At 73.2% G+C, this 19,732-nt stretch carries 17 protein-coding genes; 3 read left to right on the forward strand and 14 right to left on the reverse strand.

Annotation, left to right across the window (positions count from 1 at the left end; genetic code table 11):
* Positions 1-112: 112 nt before the first annotated feature.
* The 5 genes from E5N76_RS16660 to E5N76_RS16680 all read right to left on the reverse strand — a co-directional run bounded on the left by E5N76_RS16660 (position 113) and on the right by E5N76_RS16680 (position 5,251).
* Positions 113-1,126 carry a glycosyltransferase gene (locus E5N76_RS16660; protein ID WP_149538442.1) on the reverse strand — a complete coding sequence of 338 codons (1,014 nt, stop codon included), beginning with the start codon at positions 1,124-1,126 and terminating at the stop codon, positions 113-115.
* Between the two features lie 133 nt (positions 1,127-1,259).
* Entirely contained in the window at positions 1,260-1,886 is a 627-nt protein-coding gene (locus E5N76_RS16665; protein WP_149538443.1) for a hypothetical protein, read from the reverse strand.
* Between the two features lie 447 nt (positions 1,887-2,333).
* Positions 2,334-2,831: a gluconokinase gene (locus E5N76_RS16670; protein WP_149538444.1), complete on the reverse strand. Its 498-nt coding sequence runs from the start codon at positions 2,829-2,831 to the stop codon at positions 2,334-2,336.
* Entirely contained in the window at positions 2,828-3,853 is a 1,026-nt protein-coding gene (gene gnd / locus E5N76_RS16675; RefSeq protein WP_149538445.1) for a phosphogluconate dehydrogenase (NAD(+)-dependent, decarboxylating), read from the reverse strand. Before gnd ends, E5N76_RS16670 begins: the two co-directional genes overlap by 4 nt.
* A gap of 432 nt (positions 3,854-4,285) precedes the next feature.
* Positions 4,286-5,251 carry a Bug family tripartite tricarboxylate transporter substrate binding protein gene (locus tag E5N76_RS16680; RefSeq protein WP_149538446.1) on the reverse strand — a complete coding sequence of 322 codons (966 nt, stop codon included), beginning with the start codon at positions 5,249-5,251 and terminating at the stop codon, positions 4,286-4,288.
* Between the two features lie 294 nt (positions 5,252-5,545).
* Between E5N76_RS16680 and E5N76_RS16685 the strand changes: the two genes are divergently transcribed.
* Both E5N76_RS16685 and E5N76_RS16690 read left to right on the forward strand, forming a co-directional pair.
* Positions 5,546-6,229 carry an AzlC family ABC transporter permease gene (locus E5N76_RS16685; protein WP_149538447.1) on the forward strand — a complete coding sequence of 228 codons (684 nt, stop codon included), beginning with the start codon at positions 5,546-5,548 and terminating at the stop codon, positions 6,227-6,229.
* Positions 6,216-6,539 (forward strand): AzlD domain-containing protein, encoded by a 324-nt coding sequence (locus E5N76_RS16690; protein ID WP_149538448.1) that lies wholly within the window; start codon positions 6,216-6,218, stop codon positions 6,537-6,539. The genes E5N76_RS16685 and E5N76_RS16690 overlap by 14 nt, the downstream gene beginning before the upstream one ends.
* A gap of 451 nt (positions 6,540-6,990) precedes the next feature.
* Here the strand turns inward: E5N76_RS16690 and E5N76_RS16695 are convergent, their stop codons facing one another.
* Positions 6,991-7,947, reverse strand: a complete 957-nt coding sequence (locus tag E5N76_RS16695) for a Bug family tripartite tricarboxylate transporter substrate binding protein (RefSeq protein WP_149538449.1) — start codon at positions 7,945-7,947, stop codon at positions 6,991-6,993.
* Positions 7,948-7,950: 3 nt separating this feature from the next.
* The gene (locus tag E5N76_RS16700) at positions 7,951-8,925 is read right to left on the reverse strand and encodes a Bug family tripartite tricarboxylate transporter substrate binding protein (protein ID WP_187830213.1); all 975 of its coding nucleotides are present in this window, start codon (positions 8,923-8,925) and stop codon (positions 7,951-7,953) included.
* Between the two features lie 227 nt (positions 8,926-9,152).
* Here E5N76_RS16700 and E5N76_RS16705 point away from each other — a divergent pair, with 227 nt between their 5' ends.
* The gene (locus tag E5N76_RS16705) at positions 9,153-9,953 is read left to right on the forward strand and encodes a phytanoyl-CoA dioxygenase family protein (protein ID WP_149538451.1); all 801 of its coding nucleotides are present in this window, start codon (positions 9,153-9,155) and stop codon (positions 9,951-9,953) included.
* A gap of 153 nt (positions 9,954-10,106) precedes the next feature.
* On the opposite strand, the gene E5N76_RS16710 is transcribed toward E5N76_RS16705, so the two are convergent.
* From E5N76_RS16710 to E5N76_RS16745, 7 genes are all read right to left on the reverse strand, one after another.
* On the reverse strand, positions 10,107-11,066 hold the full coding sequence (locus E5N76_RS16710; RefSeq protein WP_149538452.1) for an NAD-dependent epimerase/dehydratase family protein: 960 nt from the start codon (positions 11,064-11,066) through the stop codon (positions 10,107-10,109).
* 388 nt (positions 11,067-11,454) lie between these two features.
* Complete coding sequence (gene xrtA, locus E5N76_RS29560; RefSeq protein ID WP_187830214.1) at positions 11,455-12,930, reverse strand: exosortase A; 1,476 nt, start codon at positions 12,928-12,930, stop codon at positions 11,455-11,457.
* Between the two features lie 278 nt (positions 12,931-13,208).
* Positions 13,209-14,453, reverse strand: a complete 1,245-nt coding sequence (locus E5N76_RS16725) for a TIGR03087 family PEP-CTERM/XrtA system glycosyltransferase (RefSeq protein WP_149538454.1) — start codon at positions 14,451-14,453, stop codon at positions 13,209-13,211.
* 274 nt (positions 14,454-14,727) lie between these two features.
* A complete protein-coding gene (locus E5N76_RS16730) occupies positions 14,728-15,774 on the reverse strand; it encodes a FemAB family XrtA/PEP-CTERM system-associated protein (RefSeq protein ID WP_149538455.1) in 1,047 nt (348 codons plus the stop codon).
* 10 nt (positions 15,775-15,784) lie between these two features.
* Positions 15,785-16,807, reverse strand: coding sequence for an XrtA system polysaccharide deacetylase (locus E5N76_RS16735; RefSeq protein ID WP_149538505.1), 1,023 nt, complete (start codon positions 16,805-16,807; stop codon positions 15,785-15,787).
* 56 nt (positions 16,808-16,863) lie between these two features.
* On the reverse strand, positions 16,864-17,823 hold the full coding sequence (locus E5N76_RS16740; protein ID WP_149538456.1) for an AAA family ATPase: 960 nt from the start codon (positions 17,821-17,823) through the stop codon (positions 16,864-16,866).
* Positions 17,824-17,835: 12 nt separating this feature from the next.
* A complete protein-coding gene (locus tag E5N76_RS16745) occupies positions 17,836-19,686 on the reverse strand; it encodes a TIGR03016 family PEP-CTERM system-associated outer membrane protein (RefSeq protein ID WP_149538457.1) in 1,851 nt (616 codons plus the stop codon).
* Between the last annotated feature and the right edge of the window lie 46 nt (positions 19,687-19,732).

Consider the following 19,732-nt stretch of genomic DNA (forward strand, 5'->3'; position numbering starts at 1 on the left):
CCTAGTGTCCTGCCCGCGAAGTTCGCTGGATTTCCAGCGAACTTCGCGGGCAAGCAGGCCACTGGAAACCCCGCGGTGCCAGGTGCGTCCGCTGCCGGCGATCCCGCCGCGTTCAGGTGGCGACGCCGCTGATCCAGAAGTTGCGGAATTCCTCCAACTTCGAGCTTCGCGCGATGTTGGCGGCGACGACCTCGGCGCCGTCGAAGCTGTTGACGCCGAGCGCGGCCAGCCTGGCCTCCAGCCCGGCCGCGAGGCGGCGGCGGAATTCCAGCATCCGCGCCACGGTCCTGGCCCGGATATCCGCCGGCGAGATGGCACCGTCGCGCAGCCGGGCGAGCAGGCGCGCGACGCCCGCCGCCACCGCCTCCGGCGTCGGCTCGACGATCTCGGCGGAGAATTCGTCGTAGTAGTCGTGGCGGCCGCCCCGGCTCGGCGTGCTGACGACCGGCAGGCCGCAGAGCAGATACTCGGTCGAGGAGTAGCAGGCGCCCTCCTCGGCGGAGAGGATCAGCCCCACCCGGCTGCGCTGCAGCAGCGCAACGAGATCCGTCCGGCCCAGATCCCAGAAGACCCGCTCGGCGCCGAGCGATTCCACCGGCACCGGATCGCTCTTGTCGGTGACCCTGATCGAGCTGGCCGCGTAGGAAATGATGATCTTGTTGGGCACGTCCTTCGCCAGGTGCATGCGCTTGAACGGCGCCGGCTTGGACACCAGGACCGCGTCGTAGAGCTTCTCGCCCGGCCCGATCGGGAAGAGGTCTTCCTTCAGGAAGGCGGTGTTGTTCACGTGCAGGACGGGCACCTCCGGCAGCGCCTGCTTCAGGCTGGCCCGCTCCTCCTCCGAATTCGCCAGGAACAGGAAATTGCGGCTGAGGCCGAACGGCGCCGGCGCCGCCTCCTCGAGCTGCTTCAGGATGTCGAGCAGCCCCTTCACCCGCGCCTTGTCGCGGTACCAGGAGGAGGATTGGACGATGAGGGTATCGGGCCCGATGATGCCGGCCGCGAGCATGGCCGGGAAGGTCCGCACGCAGTCATGGAACATCAGGACCCGCTTGCCGCCACCCGACCAGAATTCCCGCACCGGCCGGCGGCTACCCCAGAGGTCCAGAAGCTCGACTTGTTGCACCGACCACTCCCGCAGACCCTGACCCACGATTCGAGGTAGCATGGCGCTCTGCATTTCGACAACGACAAGTCACAGGCCGCGCCTCGGCCGAATATGCATCAAGACCAACCGCGTATATCCCGGCCAGTGCGGCTCAGCCGTTGCGCGCCGAGGCTGCATCTCTGCCGAGCGGATCTCCCATCGACCAGAACAGCTTGCGGCTGGGCAGGGACTCGCTGGCGGTAATGACAGCTGAATTGGTGTTTCGCCGCTTCAGGTACTTGTCGGAGAAGCGGCCTTCCAGCGGCCGCTCGTAGTCATCGACGAAAACATGGGTGCTGCGGTCGGCGAGCTGCAGCGCCCAGTAGATGGCGACGGCGCGGCCGGGCTGGTCGGCCGCGAAGCCGGTCGGCGCATCCACCAGGATCACGTCCCATCTGGCGGAGCGGAGGGCGGCGGGGATGGTGCAGGCCTGCAGGGCCGCCTCATCGGCGCCCATGCTGGTGGCGACCGTCAGGCCGAAATTGGGCATCAGGCCGACCTGCAGCCCGGGGTGCCTCGCCTTGACGGTCTCGATCCATTCGGGGCTGGTTTCCAGGAAACAGGTCTCGCCGGCGCCGTTCACCTCGAGCCACAGGCCGGTATCGTTCCCCAGCCCGAAGACCAGGAGCCGGCAGCCCGGGCTGCGCGAGAGGATCGCCGAAGCGATGGCCTGCAACTGGAAGCGGGAGAGCTGGATGTCCTTCGACCAGTGCCGGCGGAAGGCGGATGGCAGATTCATGGCGGCTTGCTCCTGAGGGAAGGCGGGGGTCTTGCGGCCTCGAAGGGGGTTCCGGCTGGACCGTCCTGCTCCGCCCGATGCGTGGCAGGGCCATAGCCGCCCGGCCCGAACGGCTTCGGGCTAGTGTCCTGCCCGTGAAGTTCGCTGGCTTTCCAGCGAACGCAGCGGACAAGCAGGCCACTGAAAACACAAGCTAGTGGCTCGAGAACGAAGTCCGCAGGACTGCGGAATCGGGGCACTAGAGCAAACTCCGATCGGGTGGAATCAGCTGGCCGGAGCAATTTGCGCGCTTGAACAAAGACCTGGAGCATTCTCCATGCACCTTGGCGCATGGAGAATGCTCTAGCAGGCAGGTTTCACGCCAGCCCGGCGGACGGCACCGGCTTCCTGCCGCGATCCCCGCTATCCGCCCCGCGCGGCCGCGGTGCGCCGGGCATCGGCGGCGGTTCAGCCTTGCCGTAATTGCAGCAATGCCCGCTCCACCACCGCCTCCGGCGCCGCATCCACGGCAAGGGTGATCGCCCCTTCCGCTTCCCCCGGCGCTTCCAGCGCGGCGAATTGGCTGGCCATCAGCCCGGGCGGCATGAAGTGGCCCTGCCGCGCCGCCTGGCGGGCGCTGATCAGCGCCGGGTCGCCGGCGAGGTGGACCAGTCGCAACCCCGGGCAGGCCTGCCGCAGCCGGTCGCGATAGGCGCGCTTCAGGGCGGAGCAGGCGACGACGCCCCCCGCCGCCCCGCGCGCCGCCAGCCAGGCGCCGATCGCATCCAGCCAGGGCCAGCGATCCTCATCCGTCAGGGGTTGGCCGCTGCTCATCTTGGCGATGTTCGCCGCCGGGTGGAACGCGTCCGCATCGGCGTATTCCACGCCCAGCGCCGCGGCCAACCTCGGCCCGATGGTGCTCTTCCCGGCGCCGGAGACGCCCATGAGCAGGACCGCCTGGCTCATTCCTTCTTCGCTTCCAGATGCCCGCCGAAGCCCTTGCGCTGGGCGGAGAGCACCTTGCCGCTGAAGCGGTCCTCGTCCCGGCTGGCGAAGCGGGCAAACAGGGCGGCGGCCAGCACCGGCGCCTGCACCGCGCTGGCGACCGCCGCATCCACCGTCCAGCGCCCCTCGCCGCTGTCCGAGACATGGCCAGAGAAGCCCTCCAGCTTCGGGTCCTGGGCGAGGGCCTGGGCGGTCAGGTCCAGCAGCCAGCTCGCCACCACGCTGCCGCGGCGCCAGGCCTCGGTGATCTCCGGCAGGTTCAGCGCCAGCCGGTGCTCTTCGGGCAGGGAAGGGCTGTCGGCATGGTGCAGGATGTCGAGGCCTTCGGCGAAGGCCTGCATCATGCCGTATTCGATGCCGTTATGGATCATCTTGGTGAAGTGGCCGGCGCCGTTGGGCCCGGCATGGACATAGCCCTGCTCGGCGCGCGGGTCGCCGGCGTAGCCGGGGGTGGGGGGCGCGCTGTCCTTGCCGGGCACCAGCGCCTGGAAGATCGGGTCCAGCCGCGCCACCACCTCCGCCTCGCCGCCGATCATCAGGCAGTAGCCGCGGGAGAGGCCCCAGACGCCGCCGGAGGTGCCGATATCGAGGAAATGCAGCCCCTTCTCGCGCAGCGCGGCGCCGCGACGGATGCTGTCCTTCCACATGGAATTGCCGCCATCGATCAGCACATCGCCGGGGGAGAGCAGCCCGGCGAGGGTCAGCAGCGCCGCCTCCGTCGCCGCGCCGGCGGGCAGCATGACCCAGATGGCGCGCGGCGCCTCCAGCGCGGCGACCATGGCGGGCAGGTCCGCCACCGGCCTGGCGCCGAGGGCAGCCAGCTCGGCCCCTGGGGCGGGGTCCCGGTCATAGGCGACGCAGTGATGCCCGGCCGCCTGCAGCCGCCGCACGATGTTGCCGCCCATGCGGCCGAGCCCGACCATGCCGAGTTGCATTGGCACACTCTCCCTATGGCGCCACCCGGTGGTGGTGCGGGCGCGCATTCTGCGCGCTCGACACCGTCGGGCGCATTCCAAGCGAACGCCATGGGGCCTCGGCGCTGTCAAGGCTGCGGCTTCGCTGCACGGCGCGAAGCGCGGCTCCGGCCTTGACAGCGCCGAGGCCCCATGGCCCTGGGCAAGGTGGCCTTCGACGGCGTCGAAGGCCCTGCAGAGGGCCTTCGCTGCCACGACAGTTGCTGTGGCAGACTGATGTGCCCCGGTGCCGCCGGGCGCGCCTGCTGCACCTTGCACCGCCCGTTGCCCTGGCGCGGCCTTGCCGCGACAGGCTGTGCGTGGCCCCGGCCGCAGGGCGTTCGCAGGTCCCGGGCTCGCCCCAGGCCGGCGCTGCGCACCGTCTTGGGCCCCCGCGAAGGCGCGTAGCGGCTTCGTGGGGAGACAACCCGTGAAGGCGCGCAGCGACGTCGCGGGGGGAGATCAATCGCTGGCGCGAATGCCCAGGTCGCGGACCAACGCCGTCCAGCGCGCCCGCTCGGCGGCCGCCACGCGCCGCAGCGCCGCGCCATCCTCGCCCTTCGGCTCGGCGCCCAGCCCCGCCAGCTTCTCCCGCAGCGCCGGGTCGCGCGCCGCGCCGATGGCGGCGTCGCGCAGCCGCGTCGCCTGCTCCGCCGGCAGCCGCGCCGGGCCGAACAGCCCGAACCACACCTCGCTCTCGAAGCCCGGCACCGCCCGGGAGATGGCGGGCAGGCCGGGCACCAGCGGCGTCTCCGCACCCCCCACCCCCAGCGCCCGGACGGCGCCGGAGGCGAGGTGCGGCGCGGCGGTGGAGGGCGTGTCGAACAGCGCATGCACGTCGCCGCGCCGCAGCTCGGCATAGACCTGGCCGGTGCCGCGATAGGGCACATGCACCATCTGCAGCTTCGCCAGCGCGGCGAACAGCGCCCCGGTCAGGTGCGGCGCGGTACCGACGCCGGAGGAGCCGTAATTCACCTCGCCCGGCCGCGCCCTCGCCCAGGCGACGAAATCCTCCACCGTGGCCGCCGGCACCGCCGCGGACACCACCAGGATGTAGGGCTGGGTGGCCAGCAGCGCGATCGGGGTGAAATCCGCCTCCACGTCATAGGGCAGGTTCGGGGTGACGGCCGGGCCGGCGGAATGGGTGGAGCTGGTGGTGAAGAACAGCGTCAGCCCGTCCGGTGCCGCCCGCACCACGTTTTCCGCCGCGGGGACGCCGCCGGCGCCCGGCCGGTTGTCGATGACGACCGGCTGGCCCAGCCGCTCCGCCATGCCGGGGGCGAGGACCCGGGCCACGGCATCCGTGGCGCCGCCGGCGGGGAAGGGCAGGACGAGGCGGACCGGCTTGGCCTCCTGCGCCAGGGCGGCGGTGGCCAAGGGGGCAAGGGGCGCGGCAGCGGCAAGCCCCAGCAGCGAGCGGCGATGCATGGAAGGTCCTCAAGGGGGCCGGAAACGGCGCCGGCAGGCCATATGCCGCGCCGAAGCCGGCAGGAAAAGCAAGCGCCGGGCCGGAGGGCTGCCGCGCGCGCCCCTCTCTCCCCCCCGCCATGCGGGGGGATGCCATTGGGCCATGCGAGACGCCGGGCGCCGCCCCTGCCGGCCCAGCCTCCCTCCCCTGCCGGCGCGTTGCGGGCCTGGCGCCGTCTGCGCCGGCGGCAGCCAGCCACGGCGAGATGCCGGGGCCTCCGCAAGCGCTGACGGGCATGGCAGGATGCGGCGGCGATGCTGTTCTCCGCTGCGTTCCGGCCCGGCGCGAGCCAGGCCCTGGGGGCTCCGGCCGTGGCCATGGGCGTCACCTTCCTCGCCTTCGGGGCGGCGGTGGCGGCCAGCGGGCTGGGGCTGGGCTGGGCGCTGGGCGCCTCCCTGCTGGTCTATGGCATGGCGGGGCAGGTGGTGCTGCTGGGCGGCGCGGCGGGGCCGGCGCTGCCGGCGGTGCTGGGCGCCACGGCGGCCAATGCGCGGTTCCTGCCCATGGCGGTGGCCATCGGTCCGCTGCTCGGGCCACCCGGCTGGCGGCGCTGGCTGGCGCTGCCCTTCATCGCCATCACCCCCTGGGCGGCGGCGATGCGGGTGCTGCCCGGCCTGGCGGCGGAGGCGCGGCTGGCCTGGTTCCTCAGCTTTGCCCTGGCCTCCTGGGTGGTGGCGGGGCTGGCGACGGTGGCGGGCTTCCTGGCGGCGCCGCTGCTGGGACCAGCGACCTTGGCGGCGCTGGTCTTCGCCAACCCGCTCTATTTCGCGCTGCTGATGGCGGATGACCTGACACGCCCCGGGCCGCGGCGGGCGGTGCTGGCGGGCGTGCTGGCGGCGCCGCTGGCGCTATGGCTGCCGGCGGCCTGGGGCGTGCTGGCGGCCGGGCTGCTGGGCGGCACCGCCGCCTTCCTGCTGGGGCGGCATGAGCGGCCCTGACCTCGCCCTGCTGCTGACGGCACTGGCCATGCTGGCGCTGCGCGCCGCCGGGCTGGTGGTGGCGGGGGCGCTGGGGCCGCGGCACTGGCTGGTGCAATGGGCGGCGGCCGTCAGCCAGGCGACGCTGGCGGCCTTCGTGGCGCTGGCGGTCACGGTGCCGGGCGGGGCGCTGGCGAGCGTGCCGCTGGCGGCCAGGCTGGCCGGGCTGGCGGCGGGGCTGCTGGCCTGGCGGCTGCGCTGGGGCGGGCTGCTCGGGGCGCTGCTGGCGGGGTTGGCGGTGCTGGTGGGGGTGCGGGCGGCGATGGGCTGAGGACACGGACATGCAGCCGCCGCACGGCGTCCCGGTGTCCTGATCCCGCAGTCCTGCGGGCTTCGTTCCCGGCCGCCGGCCTGTGTTTCCAGTGGCCCGCTTGTCCGTTCCGGTCGCTGGACGTCCAGCGACCTTCGCGGGCAGGCCCTCCTCATGGTCCCTAGAGCGTGATCGGTTTCGGTCGAATCGACCGAAACTGTGAATCACGTGACCGAACAATGAGCTAGAGCGGGGCGGGTGAGCGCAGCTCAGCCGATCCCACTCTAGAGAGGTTTCACGCCGACTGTGCAGCGCGAAACCGCTCTAGCTTATGGATTGTGGAGCAGATTCACGCCTCCGGGCGATGCCGCCCTCCGGCGATCTGCTCTAGCTTGCCGAGGGCAAGGGCCCGGAAGGCAGCGCATGGCACGGCGGAGGCCCCGAAGGCGCCGCCCGCCTGTTCCTGCCCCGCCTATTCCTGCCGGAGCCCCTCCGCCCGGATCATCGCCGCGGCGAAGCTCCGGTACTCGGCCATGGCGGCGGCCATCTCCTCCGGCCTGCTGCCGACCGGGGTCATGCCCAGCACCTCCAGCCGCGCCAGCACCTCCCGGTCGGCCAGCGCCGCCACCACGGCCTGGTGCAGCCGCGCGATGCAGCCGGGCGGCGTGCCGGAAGGCGCCCAGAGGCTGGTCGCCTCCGACCGCTCGAAGCCCGGGAAGCCCTGCTCCGCCACGGTCGGCACATCGGGCAGGGACGCCATGCGCTGCGGCGAGGAGACGCCGAGGGCGCGCAGCTTGCCCTCCCGCACCAGCGGCACCGCCTGGGGCAGGGTGGAGAAGCCGAAATCCGTGTCGCCGCCCATCACCCCGGCAATGGACTGGCTGCCGCCGCGGTAATTGACATGCGTCGCGGTGATCCCCGCCCGGCGCATCAGCATCACGCAGGTCATGTGCGGCCCGCCCACGATGCCGGAGGAGAAATAGGTCATCCGCCCCGCCGCCTGCCGCGCCATCTCCAGGAGCTGGTCCAGGCTCTGCGCCGGATAGTCGGCCCTGACCACCAGCAGCAGCGGCGCCGAGGTGAGCTGGGAGACCGGGGTGAAGGCCGCCTCGGGATCGTAGGGCAGGTTCCGCAGCAGCATCGGGTTGGTGACGATGCCGAGGCCGGTGGCGAGCAGGGTGTAGCCGTCCGGCGCCGCCCGTGCCGCCTCCGCCTCGCCGATCGAGCCGGAGGCGCCGCCGCGATTGTCGAGCACCACCGGCTGGCCGAGAAAGCGGCTCATCGGGACGGAGACGAGGCGGGTCGGGGTATCGACGCCGCCGCCGGCCGGCCAGGCCACGACGACGCGGATGGGCCGGTTGGGATAGGCCTCCTGCGCCAGGGCGGGGGTCGCCAGCAGCAGCGCCGGCAGGGCGCGACGGGTGAGCATCCGCTATTCGACCCTGATGTTCTCCGCCTGGATGATCGCCCCCAGCCGGTTCCGCTGGTCGTTGTAGAAGGCCTGGAACTGCTCCGGCGTGCTCCCCACCGGGATCATGCCCAGCTCGCCCAGCCGCTTGATCGCGTTCGGGTCCCGCATCCCCGCCTGGGCCGCCTCCGCCAGCCGGGCGATGACCGGGGCCGGCGTCCCTGTCGGCGTGTAGAAGCCCAGCCAGTCGGCGATATCGAAATCCGGGAAGCCCTGCTCCTGCACCGTCGGCACCTCCGCCAGGGCGGGCAGGCGTTCATTGATGGAGACGGCGAGGCCGCGCAGCCGCCCTTCCTTCACCAGCGGCGTCGCCTGCGGCAGGGTGGAGAAGACGAATTCCGCATCCCCCGCCAGGATGCCCGCGATGGAGGCCGCGCCGCCGCGATAGGAGACATGGTTCGCCGTCACCTTCGCCCGGCTCAGCAGCAGGGCCGGCGCCAGATGCGTCATCGTCCCGACGCCGGAGGAGCCGAAGGGAATCTGCCCCGGCGCCGCCCGCATCCGCTCCAGCAGCTCCCCCAGATTCCGCGCCGGATGGTCCGCCCGCACCACGCAGAGCAGCGGCGAGCGCACCATCTGGCTGACCGGCGTCAACTGCTTCGCGAAATCATAGGGCAGCCCGGGAATCAGCAGATGGTTCACCGAGCCGCCGGCGGTATCCGCCAGCGTCGTGTAGCCATCCGGCGCCGCCTGGGCCACCACCCCGGCGCCGACCGAGCCGGAGGCGCCCGCCCGGTTCTCCAGCACCAGCGTCTGGCCGAGCACCTGCTGCATGGCGGGGGCGGCCAGGCGCATCGGGATGTCCGCCCCGCCCCCGGGCGGCCAGGAGATGACCACCCGCACCGGCCGGGTCGGCCAGCCGATATCCGAGGCGCGGGCGATGGCGGGGGCGGCAAGCGGCAGGGCCAGTAGCGCACGGCGGCCCGGCGAAGCGGTCATGGAACATCCTCCCAGTCTCGTTGCCGCCATCCTGCCGTCCCGGCGGCCCCGGCGGAAAGGCTTTGTTTGCGGCGGGGCGACGGGCCTAGCCTGGGGCCTGGCGACCCGGGACCAAAGCCACCGGCCTCCGGTCCCGGGCCGCCTGTTCGCGGAGCAGAACCACGCCTGCGGGCGTGCCGCCGCAGGGCGGTCTGCTTCAGGGGAAACGCCAGAAGAAGGGACGGACCATGCAGCTCTCCGCCGACCAGATCGCCCAATTCCAGGAAGAGGGATGGCTCTTCCTGCCCGAGACCTTCTCGCCCGAGGAAGTGGCCGTGCTGCGGGAGGAGGCGGAGGCCATCTACGCCGTGCAGCGCCCGGAGATCTGGCGAGAGAAATCCGGCGCGCCGCGCACCGCCTTCGCCGCCCATACCTACAACGAGGCCTTCCGCCTGCTCGGCGCGCATCCGCGGCTGATCCGCCCGGTGGAGCAGATCTTCGGCGAACAACTCTACATGCACCAGTTCAAGATCAACGCGAAGGCGGCCTTCACCGGCGATGTCTGGCAATGGCACCAGGATTACGGCACCTGGGCGCGCGATGACGGCATGCCGGAGCCGCGGGCGATGAACATCTCCGTCTTCCTCGATGAGGTGATGCCGATCAACGGGCCGCTGATGCTGATCCCGCGCAGCCACCGCCATGGCACGCTGGCGGCGGGGCATGATGTCAGCACCACCAGCTACCCGCTCTGGACCCTGGACGACGAGATGGTGACGAAGCTGGTGGCCGAGGGCGGCATCGTGGCCCCGACCGGCCGGCCGGGCGGGGTGCTGCTGTTCCACGGCAATCTGGTGCATGGCTCGGCGCCGAACATCACGCCCTATCCGCGGAAGATCGTCTACCTGACGCTGAACGCGGTCTCGAACCACATCCGCCGGCCGACGCGGCCGGACTGGATCGCGCACCGGGATTTCACCCCCATCCTGCCGGTGCCGGAGGATGCGCTGACCGAATACGCCCGGCGCGGACGGCGGGCCGCGGCCTGAGAGCAGGGGCTTCCCGCCCCTGCACCCCCGCCCGGAGCGTCCGGCCTGCCGGCGATCGCGCGCCGGGCGCCGCCGCCCTCGCCATGGCGGCCATTGCCGGATCGCTGCCCGGCCGGAGGGCCGCCGGCGGAGGCTTCGCGCCGGCTGCCCGCCCTACCGCAGCCCCGGCCTTCCCGCCCGCAGCCAGGCGATCGTCTCCCGCAGCCCCGCCTCCAGCGTCACCGGCTCCCCGAGCCCCAGCGCTGCCCGCGAGGCCGCCGGGTCGCCGAGCGAGTGCCGGATCTCCCCGCTGCGCGCCGGCGCCTGCCGCAATTCCAGCACGGTGCCGCAGAGGCCGGCGATCGCCGCCGCCAGCTCCCGCACCGCGACCGGCCGCCCGGTGCAGAGGTTGAACACCGGGGCGGCGGCGGAGGCCTGGCGCATCGCCGCCAGCAGCCCGGCCACGATATCCGCCACGAAGATGAAATCCCGCGTCTGGCCGCCATCGCCGAAGACAGTCACCTTCTCGCCGCGCACCAGCTTCTCGCAGAAGATGGAGATCACGCCGGAATAGGGCGAGGACGGGTCCTGCCGCGGCCCGAACACGTTGAAGAAGCGCAGCCCCGTGGTCGGCAGCCCATGCACCACCCCGCCGACCCTGGCATGCAGCTCGCAGCCCAGCTTGTCCGCGCCATAGGCGGAGAGCGGGCGGGTCGCCGCGGCCTCGGTCAGCGGCAGCGATTCCGGCTCCCCATAGACGGCGGCGGAGGAGGCGTAGACCACGGGCACCGCCTCCGGCCTGCCGCGGGCACGGGTCTCGGCCACCGCTGCTTCGAGCACCGCCACGGTGGCGCTGAGATTGACCCGGTGGGTGCCCGCCCAGTCCCGCCGCCCCCGCTCCACCGAGGCGATGGCGGCCAGATGGAAGCAGCCCGCCACCCCCGCCATGGCATCCCGCAGCGCGGCGGGGTCGGCGCAATCGGCGCGGATCAGCTCGGCGCCCGGGGCGAGATTGGCGAGATGGCCGGAGGACAGGTCATCCAGCACCCGCACCGCATGCCCCGCCGCCAGCAGCGCGGCGGTGAGGTGGGAGCCGATGAAGCCGCAGCCGCCGGTCACGAGATAGCTTGCCATCCTGCCCTTCCCTTTGGGCGTGCGGCATTCGCCGCCCCGCACGCCCTGCCCTTGCATCTCGTCGCATGTTTCACGCCGGCCGGTGAACCCGGTTCAGGCGCCGCTCTCCGGTGTCGCCCCTTGGCGTCACCCCTTTGGCGTCACCCCTTTGGCGTCATTCCGCTGGTGCCATCCCGTCCGGTGCCCCCTTGGCGCCATCCCGTCCGGTGCCACTCCTGGCGTTGTTCCGCTGGTGCCATCCTGCCCGGTGCCACTCCTGGCGTCGTTCCGCTGGTGCCATCCCGCCCGGCGCCATTCCTGGCGTCGTTCCGCTGGCGCCATCCCGTCCGGTGCCACTCCTGGCACCATTCCCTTGGCGCCACCGTCGGCAGCCCCTCGGCTCCGCGCCTCACGGCGCCGCGGAGCCGGCGGCGGCGGCGCGGGCGATGGCCTCGCCCTGGCTTTCCAGCAGCCGCACCAGCAGGTTGCGCTCCGCCGCGCTGGCCGGGTGGCCGCCCGGGGCGGGCAGCAGCCGCACCAGGGCCAGCACCGGCCGGCCGCGGCGCAGGCCCAGGCTGCGCTGCGCCTGGTCCAGCCGCGCGCCGAGGCCGCCGCCGCTGGGCCGCCCCGCCACCCAGATGGCGCTGGCCACCACCCCCTCCCCGCCGCGGGATTGCCGCGCAGTCCAGCGGGCGATGCCGGGCTGGGGCAGGGCGAAGGTGATGTCGTCATCCGTGCTGGCGAAGCCACCGAGGCGGCCGGCGGCAACGGCCGACCAGGTGGCGCCGGCCGGGAAGGCGATGAGCCGGGCGCTGAGCCGCGCCCCGTCGCAGTCCAGCGCCGGCCCGTCCGCCGTGGCGGCGCAGCCGGGCAGGGCGGCGAGCGGCAGGGGCTGCTCCGCCACCCGGCCGCCGCGCTGCAGCGCATAGGCGAGGGCCGGGGCCGTCAGGGCCAGCACCAGCAGCAGCGCGCCGGCGATGGCGGCGGTGGTGGTGGCGGCGGCGGGCGGCGCCGGCGGGCCGGGCGGGGCGGGGGGCAGCGGGGCGGGGCCGGCCGCATCCTCCCGGAAGGGCAGGCCGGCCAGGATCAGCAGCAGGATGACGGCGGAGAAGAACAGCCAGCCATAGATCACATGGTCCGCCGCCGCCGCCTCCGCACTGCCCAGGTGATGGCCGAGCCAGACGATGCCGAAGGCGCGCACCCCGTTGGCGAGAATCGGCACCGCCAGCGCCAGCAGCATGACGATCAGGCGCCGCCCCGGGCTGCGGAACATCACCGCGGCGTAGAGCGCGCCGAAGGCCAGCGCGGCGATGAGGAAGCGCAGGCCCGCGCAGGCCTCGGCGACGAGGAAATCGCCGGCCGGAATCTGGATCAGCAGGTCGTCGATGTAGAAGGGGATGTCGGTGAGGCCGAGGAAGAACCCGATGAGCTTCACCGTCACGAGCTGCAGGGCCGGCACGGCGAAGGCGCCGAAGGGGACCAGGAAGACCAGGTAGAGCAGCGGCGCGGCGAAGGCGCGGAAGACCCGCCGGCCGAGAATGGCCAGCACCGCCACCTCCACAAGCCCGAGGGCGGCGAATTGCCGCCCTTCCATGATGCCGAGCCGCTCCGCCGCCAGCCAGGCCAGCGCCGGGGGGATGGCGAGCAAAGCGAGGCGGGCATCCGGCGCGGGACGCAGCCCGGCCAGGCGGAAGCGGCGCTGCCAGCCGAGCCAGAGGGCGATGGGCAGCACCAGCCAGCAATGGTTGTAGGCGGTGGAGGCGTTCCAGACACGCACCGCCGCCGCGCCTTCCGGCAGGAAGACCAGCGCCAGGGTGAAGACCACGCTGCCCAGCCAGAGCAGCGGGCCGCGCCATTCGGCCGGGCTCGCCAGGAAGGCGGGCATTGGGCCGGCGGCGGGGCCAGGCGCTGGGCTGGCGGCAAGGCTGGGTGGGCCGGCGGAGCCGGGCGCTGGGCTGGCGGTCGGGCCGGGCGTTGGGCCGGCGGCGAGGTCGGGTGCCGGGCCGCTGGTGATGCCGGGTGTGGGATCCGCCGCAGAATCCGCGTCGGCGCCGATGAGGCCAAGCGCGGCGCCGGCGGCAGGCGCCGCCGCCGGCCCGCGGGAGGCCGTTGGTGCGCCCGCCGGCGCCTCCTGCGAGGCGGAAGAGGGGGCGAGGGGCAGGCTCATGCGGCGATCGGCGCGGGCGCCGCCTCGGCAGGGGAAGGGTCGATCAGGGCGTCCAGCGGGGCGAGGCAGGCGGCCCAGTCATGCCCGGCCATCACCGCGGCACGGCCGGCGGCGCCGAGGCCGGGATGCGCGCCCGCCAGCACGGCGGCGACGGCGGCGGCGAAGCCCTCCGCCCCCGCCGCTACCAGCAGGTCGCGGCCGGGCTCGGCGCGCAGCCCCTCATGGGCCTCGGGCGTCGCCACTACGGGGCGGGCCATGGCCATCGCCTCCAGCACCTTGTTCTGGATTCCCCGGGCGATGCGCAGCGGCGCCACGGCGCAGGCGGCATGGGCCAGGTAGGGGCGGACATCCGGCACGGTGCCGGTGACGGTCACGCCGGGCAGCCTCGCCAGGGCTTGCACCGCGGGCGCCGGGTTGGCGCCGACGATCCAGAATTCCGGCGCCGGACCGGGGCTGGTGCGCAGCCGCGGCAGGATCGCCTCGGCAAACCAGGTGACGGCGTCGACATTGGGCCGGTAGCCCATGCTGCCGGTGAAGACCAGCGCCGGGACGGGGCGGGGGAAGGGGTTGGGCCAGTCGTGCTTCGGGCTGAACCGCGCCAGGTCCACGCCATTGTCGAGGGCGGCCAAGCGCGACGCCACCTCCGGCGCCAGCGCGGCGAAGCGGGCCGTCTCCGCGGCGGAGACCAGCAGGGTGCGATCGAATTCCAGGGCGGCCCGGCGCTCGAAACCCAATAGGGTGCGGGCCTCCCGCGCCCAGACCTGGCGCATGGGCGGGGCGGCGCCTTCGGCATAGGCGGCCCATTTCTCGGAATCGATATCCACCATGTCCAGCACCCGCCGCAGCCCGGGACGGCGCGCGGCCGGGCCCATGGCATAGGGCGCCATGGCGGAGGAGAAGACGAAGGCGGCCTCGTAGCGCCCGGCGGCCAGCCCCGCCTGCGCCCAGGCGAAGAGGCCCGGATGGTGGAACCAGCCGAGGGTGAGCGGCCGGCCGGGCCGGGCTCGCGAAAGCGCCCTCGCCGCGGTGCCGAAGCGGGAGAAGGCCGGCCGCCATTCCACATGGGCGCAGCGCGCGGCGAGCACCGGCAGATGCCGCAGATCGGCGGGGTCATCCACCAGGAAGCCGGCCTCCACCGCGAAGCGCTCCGCGAGATGGTCGAGGATGTGCCAGGCGCGGATCTTCTCCCCCTTCTCCGGCGGGTAGGGGATGCGGTGGGAGAGGAACAGCAGGCGCTTCATGCCGGGTGCGCCGCGGATGGCCGGCGGGGGCGCTGCCTCCAAACCCCCGGCAGAGGGCACTGCCCTCTGCACTCCCGCCGGGGCCAAGGCTTGGCCCCGGACCCCGCCGTGAGTTGGCGGGCTGAACTGTCGGATCCGAAGCTCACACCGGGGGCCGGCCCCGAAGGGGGTTGGACGCACTGCCTCCGACCATTGCCGCCAATGGGCAAAGCCCTCGTTCCTTCGGGGCGCAGCCCATGGTTGCGCGGCGCCGGGAGGTATCCGAGCCCCGGCATCAGCCCAGCCCCCGCACCAGGGGCGGACCCAGCAGATTGGCCACCGCCAGGGGCAGCCGCTTCCAGGCGGCGATGACCAGCTTGTATTTCGGGTTGTTCGGGTTGTTCTCCGGCACGGCGGCGCCGGGGGCGAGGCGGTAGCAGTAATGCAGCTCCTCCTCGGTGAAGCCCCAATTGCGCTTGTAGGCGAAGGCGCCGGTGCCGGCCTTGCTGCGGCCGAAATCGAACAGCGTCGCGCCCCGCTCATTCCCGGCGCGGCGCATCACTTCCCAGTACATGAAGTCGTTCGCCGAAAGCCCGCGCGCCGCCTGGGTGCCGCCGCCGTAATAGGGCAGCACCTGATCGCGGAAATGGAAATTCAGCACGGCAGCGACGGGGTTGCCTTCGTGCAGCACCGTCGTCACGTCATGCGCGCCGGGGAAGGCCTGCCCCAGCAGGCGGAAATAGCGCCGCGGGAAGACCGGGCTGCCGAGGTTGCGCACGCTCTCCGCATAGATGCGGTGCAGCCGGTCCGTGTCGCCATCCGACACGGAGGTGAGCTTGAACCGCTCGATCGCCTTGCGCACCTCCGCGCGCTGCTTGCGCGGGATGTTCTTCTGCATGTCCTTGGTGTCGTCGCCGGTCAGCGCGATGGGTTTGCGGAAGGTGAAGTAGAGCGGCGAGCGGCCCTGCCAGCCGGCATCCGCCGCGTCCAGCCGGCGGTATTCCAGGCAGGGCACCCGCAGCTTCTTCTGGAGGTCCAGCGCATGCGCCTCCAGCGCCAGCCGCGCCGCCTCCTCCACCGCCACGGCGCCGCCATAGACGCAGAAGGGGGTGGAGGCGAGGCTGTCCCCGAACAGGCGCGTGCGCATGCGGGCCAGCGGCAATACGCCGAGAATGGCGCCGTCCCGCTCCGCATAGGCGTAGTAGGTGCGGTGGCCGAAGGCCTCCCGGATCACCCGCGCCCAGGGCGTCAGGTGGAAGAAGGTGGCGGCGGGCGTCGCCTGGACGAAGGCGTCCCAGGCCGGGGCGGCGCGATCCTCGAGGCTGTGGATGCGAAGGGCCATGGCGCGGCGCTCAGGCGGCGCGGGGGGCGTTGCAGCCCCGGGCATCATGGGCCGGCGCGCAAGGGTCCAGGGCGCCAGGGCCAGGCGCTGGGGTGGCAGGCCTCGGGGCGTTGGGGCCCGCGGCACCAGCGCCCAGCGCTTCCCGGCCCAGGGCTTCCCGGCCCAGCGCTTCACCGCCCGGCGCGTCCCGGCCCGCGGCGTCGCGTCCCGGGGCTGTGGGCGCCGCCAGCTCCGCCGCGAAGACCGTCTCCACCCGCCCCCAGGCGAATTCGCCGAGCAGCCGGGCGAGGCGCGGCGCCATGCGCTGCAGGCCAAGGAAATGCCGCAGCCGCCGGCTGGCGGAAAGCCCGGGCATGCGGGGCTGGTCCGGGTCGATCTCCCAGGGGTGGAAGTAGAAGATGCCGCGTCGCCCCGCCGCATTTACCCGCCGCAGCGCGGCGGCAAACAGCGTGTGCGGCGTTGCCCGGAAAGGCCCGCCGCCGGAGACCGGCAGGCAGGCCGGGCCCAGCCGCAGCGCCGTCATCGGCAGTTCCACCACCCCGTCCGGATGCGGGCGCCAGGGCGTCAGCGGCACCGGCCCGCCGGCGCGCGGCCCGGGGAAGATGGAGGAGGAGTAGCGATACCCGGCCTCCGCCAGCACGACATGCGCCCAGGGCGTGGCGCCGGGGTTCACCGAGAAGGTCGGCGCCCGGTAGCCGGTGACGGCGACGCCGCCCGCCTGTTCCAGCAGGTCCCGCGCCACGCGGACATCCTCGCGGAACCGCGCCGCGCCGATCTCGAACACCCGCTCATGGCCGTAGCCATGGCTCGCCAGCTCATGCCCTGCCGCGACGATATCGCGGATCAGCGCCGGGTGGCGTTCCGCCACCCAGCCCAGGGTGAAGAAGGTGGCGCGAATGCCGGACGCGGCGAAGAGCGCCAGCACCTCCCGCGTCCGGTCCTCGACGCGGCGGGGCAGGCTGTCCCAGCGCTCCCGCCCGATCAGCCCGGCGTAATTCTGCACCTGGAACCAGTCCTCCACGTCGATGCTCATGGCATTGACGGGCCCAGGGGTGGTGGCCGAGGCGGTGGCCGGGGCGGCGGCGGCGCTCACCGCCGCGACTCGCCGCCGAACAGCTCGGCCATGCGGCTCAGCACCCTTTCGCGCCGCGCCACGCTCTGCTCCAGCGCATCGACGCGCTGGCTGAGATCGTCGATCGTCGCGCCGAGGTCGAACCGCGCCTGGGGCGAGAGCGCCCCGGGATCGCCGCCGAGATCCTCGGCCAGCTCCAGCGCCACCGCCTCCACCATCGGGCCGGAGATCGCCTCCGCCTGCTCCAGCGCGCCGGCGAGCAGCACGCGGGAGCAGAGCCGGTTGATACGCCGCGGGACGCCGTCGCTGTGGCGGAACACCAGCTCCAGCGCCGCCTTCTCCCAATGCGGCCTGCCGTCCCAGCCGACGGCGCGCATCCGGTGCTCGACATAGGCGCTGGTCTCCTCGGCGGAGAGGCCGCCGAGATGGTAGGAGGCCAGCACCCGCTGGCGGAGCTGGTCCAGATCCGGGCTCGCCATGGTGCGGCGGAGCTGCGGCTGGCCGAGCAGCATGGTCTGCAGCACCGCCTGGCCGCCCTGGGTGACGTTGGAGAGCATGCGCAGCTCCTCCAGCGCCGGCGCCGCCAGCCCCTGCGCCTCGTCGACGATGAGGAGGTGGCGCTTTTCCACATGGCGCAGCGCAGCGATGACGCTGCGCAGCACCGCCGCCTTGTCGCCTTCCGGCTGCGCCCCGAAGCTGTCCGCCACCAGGCGCAGCAGGTCGTCGCCCGAGACCTGGGTGGTGACGATGCGGGCGATGGCGAAGCCCTCCGGGTCCAGCTCGGCGCAGAGGCGCTCCACCAGCGTGGTCTTGCCCGCCCCCACCTCCCCGGTGATGACGACGAAGCCCTCCCGCTGCGCCAGCCCGTACATCAGGTGGGCATAGGCCCGGGCATGCACCGAGCTGGCGTAGAACAGCCGCGCATCCGGCGTCATCAGGAAGGGATGCTCGCGGAAGCCGTAGAAGTCGATCTGCATGGCGCCGCCCCTTCAGAAGAATTGCCGGAGGCCGAGGATGATGAGGTTCTGCACGGTGCTGCCCCCGGCGAGATCCGCGCTGCGATAGCCGAAGCCGTATTCCACCCAGCCGCTGAGGCTGGCGGTGAGGCTGTGGTTCAGCCGCAGCCGCAGCCCGTAGCTGTCCGAGGTCCTGGCGCCATCGCGCTCCGTGCGCCCGATCGTCGCGAAGGCGGAGCCGGTGGTGGCGGGGTCGAGCTGCCGGGACCAGCTCAGGCTCACCGCATAGGCCGTCTGTGCGAAGGCGGTGGTGCCGCGGGCGGCGGAAAGCGGCAGCCTCTCGTCATAGGTGAAGAAGAAGCCCAGCGTGTCCCGCGTCCAGCTCTGGCTCAGGCCCAGCGTGCCGCGGCGGTTGCGGGTGATGGCGCTTTGCGTCGCCAGCAGCCCGGTGCCGAAGGGGGCGACGAGCCGGCCGCCGGAATGGCCATCCACCAGATTGCCGAGCGCGTCGGTCCGGGCGGCGCTCAGCAGATCGGCGCTCTGCAGCAGGGCGGTGCCGATCTGGTCCGAATAGCGGGCGGTGAGCCGGGTGCGCGCGCCGAGCGCGACATTGGCGTTGAGGCTGGCGGATTCATACCCGTCCCGCCTTCCGTAGCGCAGCAGGATGCTGCTGTCCTGCCCCGCCGTCAGCCGGGCGCCGACCGACCAGGTCATCCCCTGCACGGTGAAGGGCCGGGTGCCGCCGAAGCTCTGATCCTCGTAGCCCAGCGCCACCACCGGGGCGAGCCAGCGGGTCACGGCGTAGCGGGCCTCGACGCCCCCCTGGATGCGGTGGGCGCCGGCCAGGGCGCTGGTGCCGCTGTAGGTGGTGCCGGAGCCGCTGAGCTGCAGGCCGAGCGGGCCGAAATTCTCGCCCGAGCGGAGGGCGCCCTGCACCTCCTGCATCGTCGTCTCCTCCGGCTTGAAGAAGGGCGTGCTGGAGCCGGGCAGGGCGGCGCTGCGGCCATCCTGCACCAGGTTGCGGACGGCGTAGCCGAGTTGCAGCGTGGCGTCGCCGCCGAAGCGGTGCAGCAGGTAGGGCGCGGCCTGCAGCATGGTGGTCTGCACCGCGCGGTTGCGATCGAGCGCGGCGGTGCTGCCGCTGGCATTGCCCTCCACATCGCTGACCGAGCCGCTGCCGAGCAGGTCGAGGAAGAGCAGATCCTCCACCAGCACCGCCTGGCCGGTGCCGAAGAAGCGCTGGTCGAAGCGGTCGGACCGGGTGTCCTCCGCATGGAAGCGGCCGGAGGGGTTGTAGGCCAGGCTGCCGCTGAAGCGGGCGGTGCTGGCGAAGGCGGTGACCGCCGGGGTGAGGGTGAGATAGGCGTCGCCGCGCCGGTCCCGCGCCGTGTTGCGGACATTGTCCGTGCCGGCGAGGGTGAGGCCGAGGCTCGGGCTGATCCCCCAGCCCCGCTCCGGGCCGGCGGCGGTGCCGCCGGCGGGGAGAAGCCCGAGCTCCCCGCCCCGCATCAGGGGGGTGTCGAACAGGCCGATATCGTCGAGGGCGGGGGCGGAAAAGCCGCTGCCGCGCCCCTCTGCCCCGGCATCCAGCCGGACCTCGCCGCCCCCGGGCGCCAGGAGCTGGGCGGCGGCGGGGCTGGCCAGGGCCAGGGCGGCGCAGAGCCCGGCGCCGAGGCGGTGCGCCGCGGCGCCCTCCCCCTTCCCCCGGCCGGCTCCCGCCTGCGCGGCCTCTCCGCGGGTGGCCTGCCCGTCGGCAGCCCGCGCCTGGGTGGCTTTCCCGCGGGCGGCCTGCTCCTCGGCAGCCCGCCCCTGGGTGGCTTTCCCCTGGGCGGCTTGCCCCTCGGCAACCCACGCCTGGGCGGATTTCCTCCGGGCGGACCACACCCGGCAGGCCTCTCTTCTCCAGGCGCGCGCGGCCGCGCGGCACCTC

The sequence above is a fragment of the Siccirubricoccus phaeus genome (assembly GCF_008360935.1).
Taxonomy (GTDB): domain Bacteria; phylum Pseudomonadota; class Alphaproteobacteria; order Acetobacterales; family Acetobacteraceae; genus Siccirubricoccus; species Siccirubricoccus phaeus.

Coding starts and splice junctions, on each gene's coding strand:
- E5N76_RS16740 (WP_149538456.1), bottom strand. CDS start 17,823: ATGCAGATCGACTTCTACGGCTTCCGCGAGCATCCCTTCCTGATGACG.
- gnd (WP_149538445.1), bottom strand. CDS start 3,853: ATGCGCGCCCGCACCACCACCGGGTGGCGCCATAGGGAGAGTGTGCCA.
- E5N76_RS16730 (WP_149538455.1), bottom strand. CDS start 15,774: ATGGCCCTTCGCATCCACAGCCTCGAGGATCGCGCCGCCCCGGCCTGG.
- E5N76_RS16725 (WP_149538454.1), bottom strand. CDS start 14,453: ATGAAGCGCCTGCTGTTCCTCTCCCACCGCATCCCCTACCCGCCGGAG.
- E5N76_RS16735 (WP_149538505.1), bottom strand. CDS start 16,807: ATGAGCATCGACGTGGAGGACTGGTTCCAGGTGCAGAATTACGCCGGG.
- E5N76_RS16665 (WP_149538443.1), bottom strand. CDS start 1,886: ATGAATCTGCCATCCGCCTTCCGCCGGCACTGGTCGAAGGACATCCAG.
- E5N76_RS16700 (WP_187830213.1), bottom strand. CDS start 8,925: ATGACCGCTTCGCCGGGCCGCCGTGCGCTACTGGCCCTGCCGCTTGCC.
- E5N76_RS16690 (WP_149538448.1), top strand. CDS start 6,216: ATGAGCGGCCCTGACCTCGCCCTGCTGCTGACGGCACTGGCCATGCTG.
- E5N76_RS16695 (WP_149538449.1), bottom strand. CDS start 7,947: ATGCTCACCCGTCGCGCCCTGCCGGCGCTGCTGCTGGCGACCCCCGCC.
- E5N76_RS16710 (WP_149538452.1), bottom strand. CDS start 11,066: ATGGCAAGCTATCTCGTGACCGGCGGCTGCGGCTTCATCGGCTCCCAC.
- E5N76_RS16670 (WP_149538444.1), bottom strand. CDS start 2,831: ATGAGCCAGGCGGTCCTGCTCATGGGCGTCTCCGGCGCCGGGAAGAGC.
- E5N76_RS16680 (WP_149538446.1), bottom strand. CDS start 5,251: ATGCATCGCCGCTCGCTGCTGGGGCTTGCCGCTGCCGCGCCCCTTGCC.
- E5N76_RS16685 (WP_149538447.1), top strand. CDS start 5,546: ATGCTGTTCTCCGCTGCGTTCCGGCCCGGCGCGAGCCAGGCCCTGGGG.
- E5N76_RS16705 (WP_149538451.1), top strand. CDS start 9,153: ATGCAGCTCTCCGCCGACCAGATCGCCCAATTCCAGGAAGAGGGATGG.
- xrtA (WP_187830214.1), bottom strand. CDS start 12,930: ATGCCCGCCTTCCTGGCGAGCCCGGCCGAATGGCGCGGCCCGCTGCTC.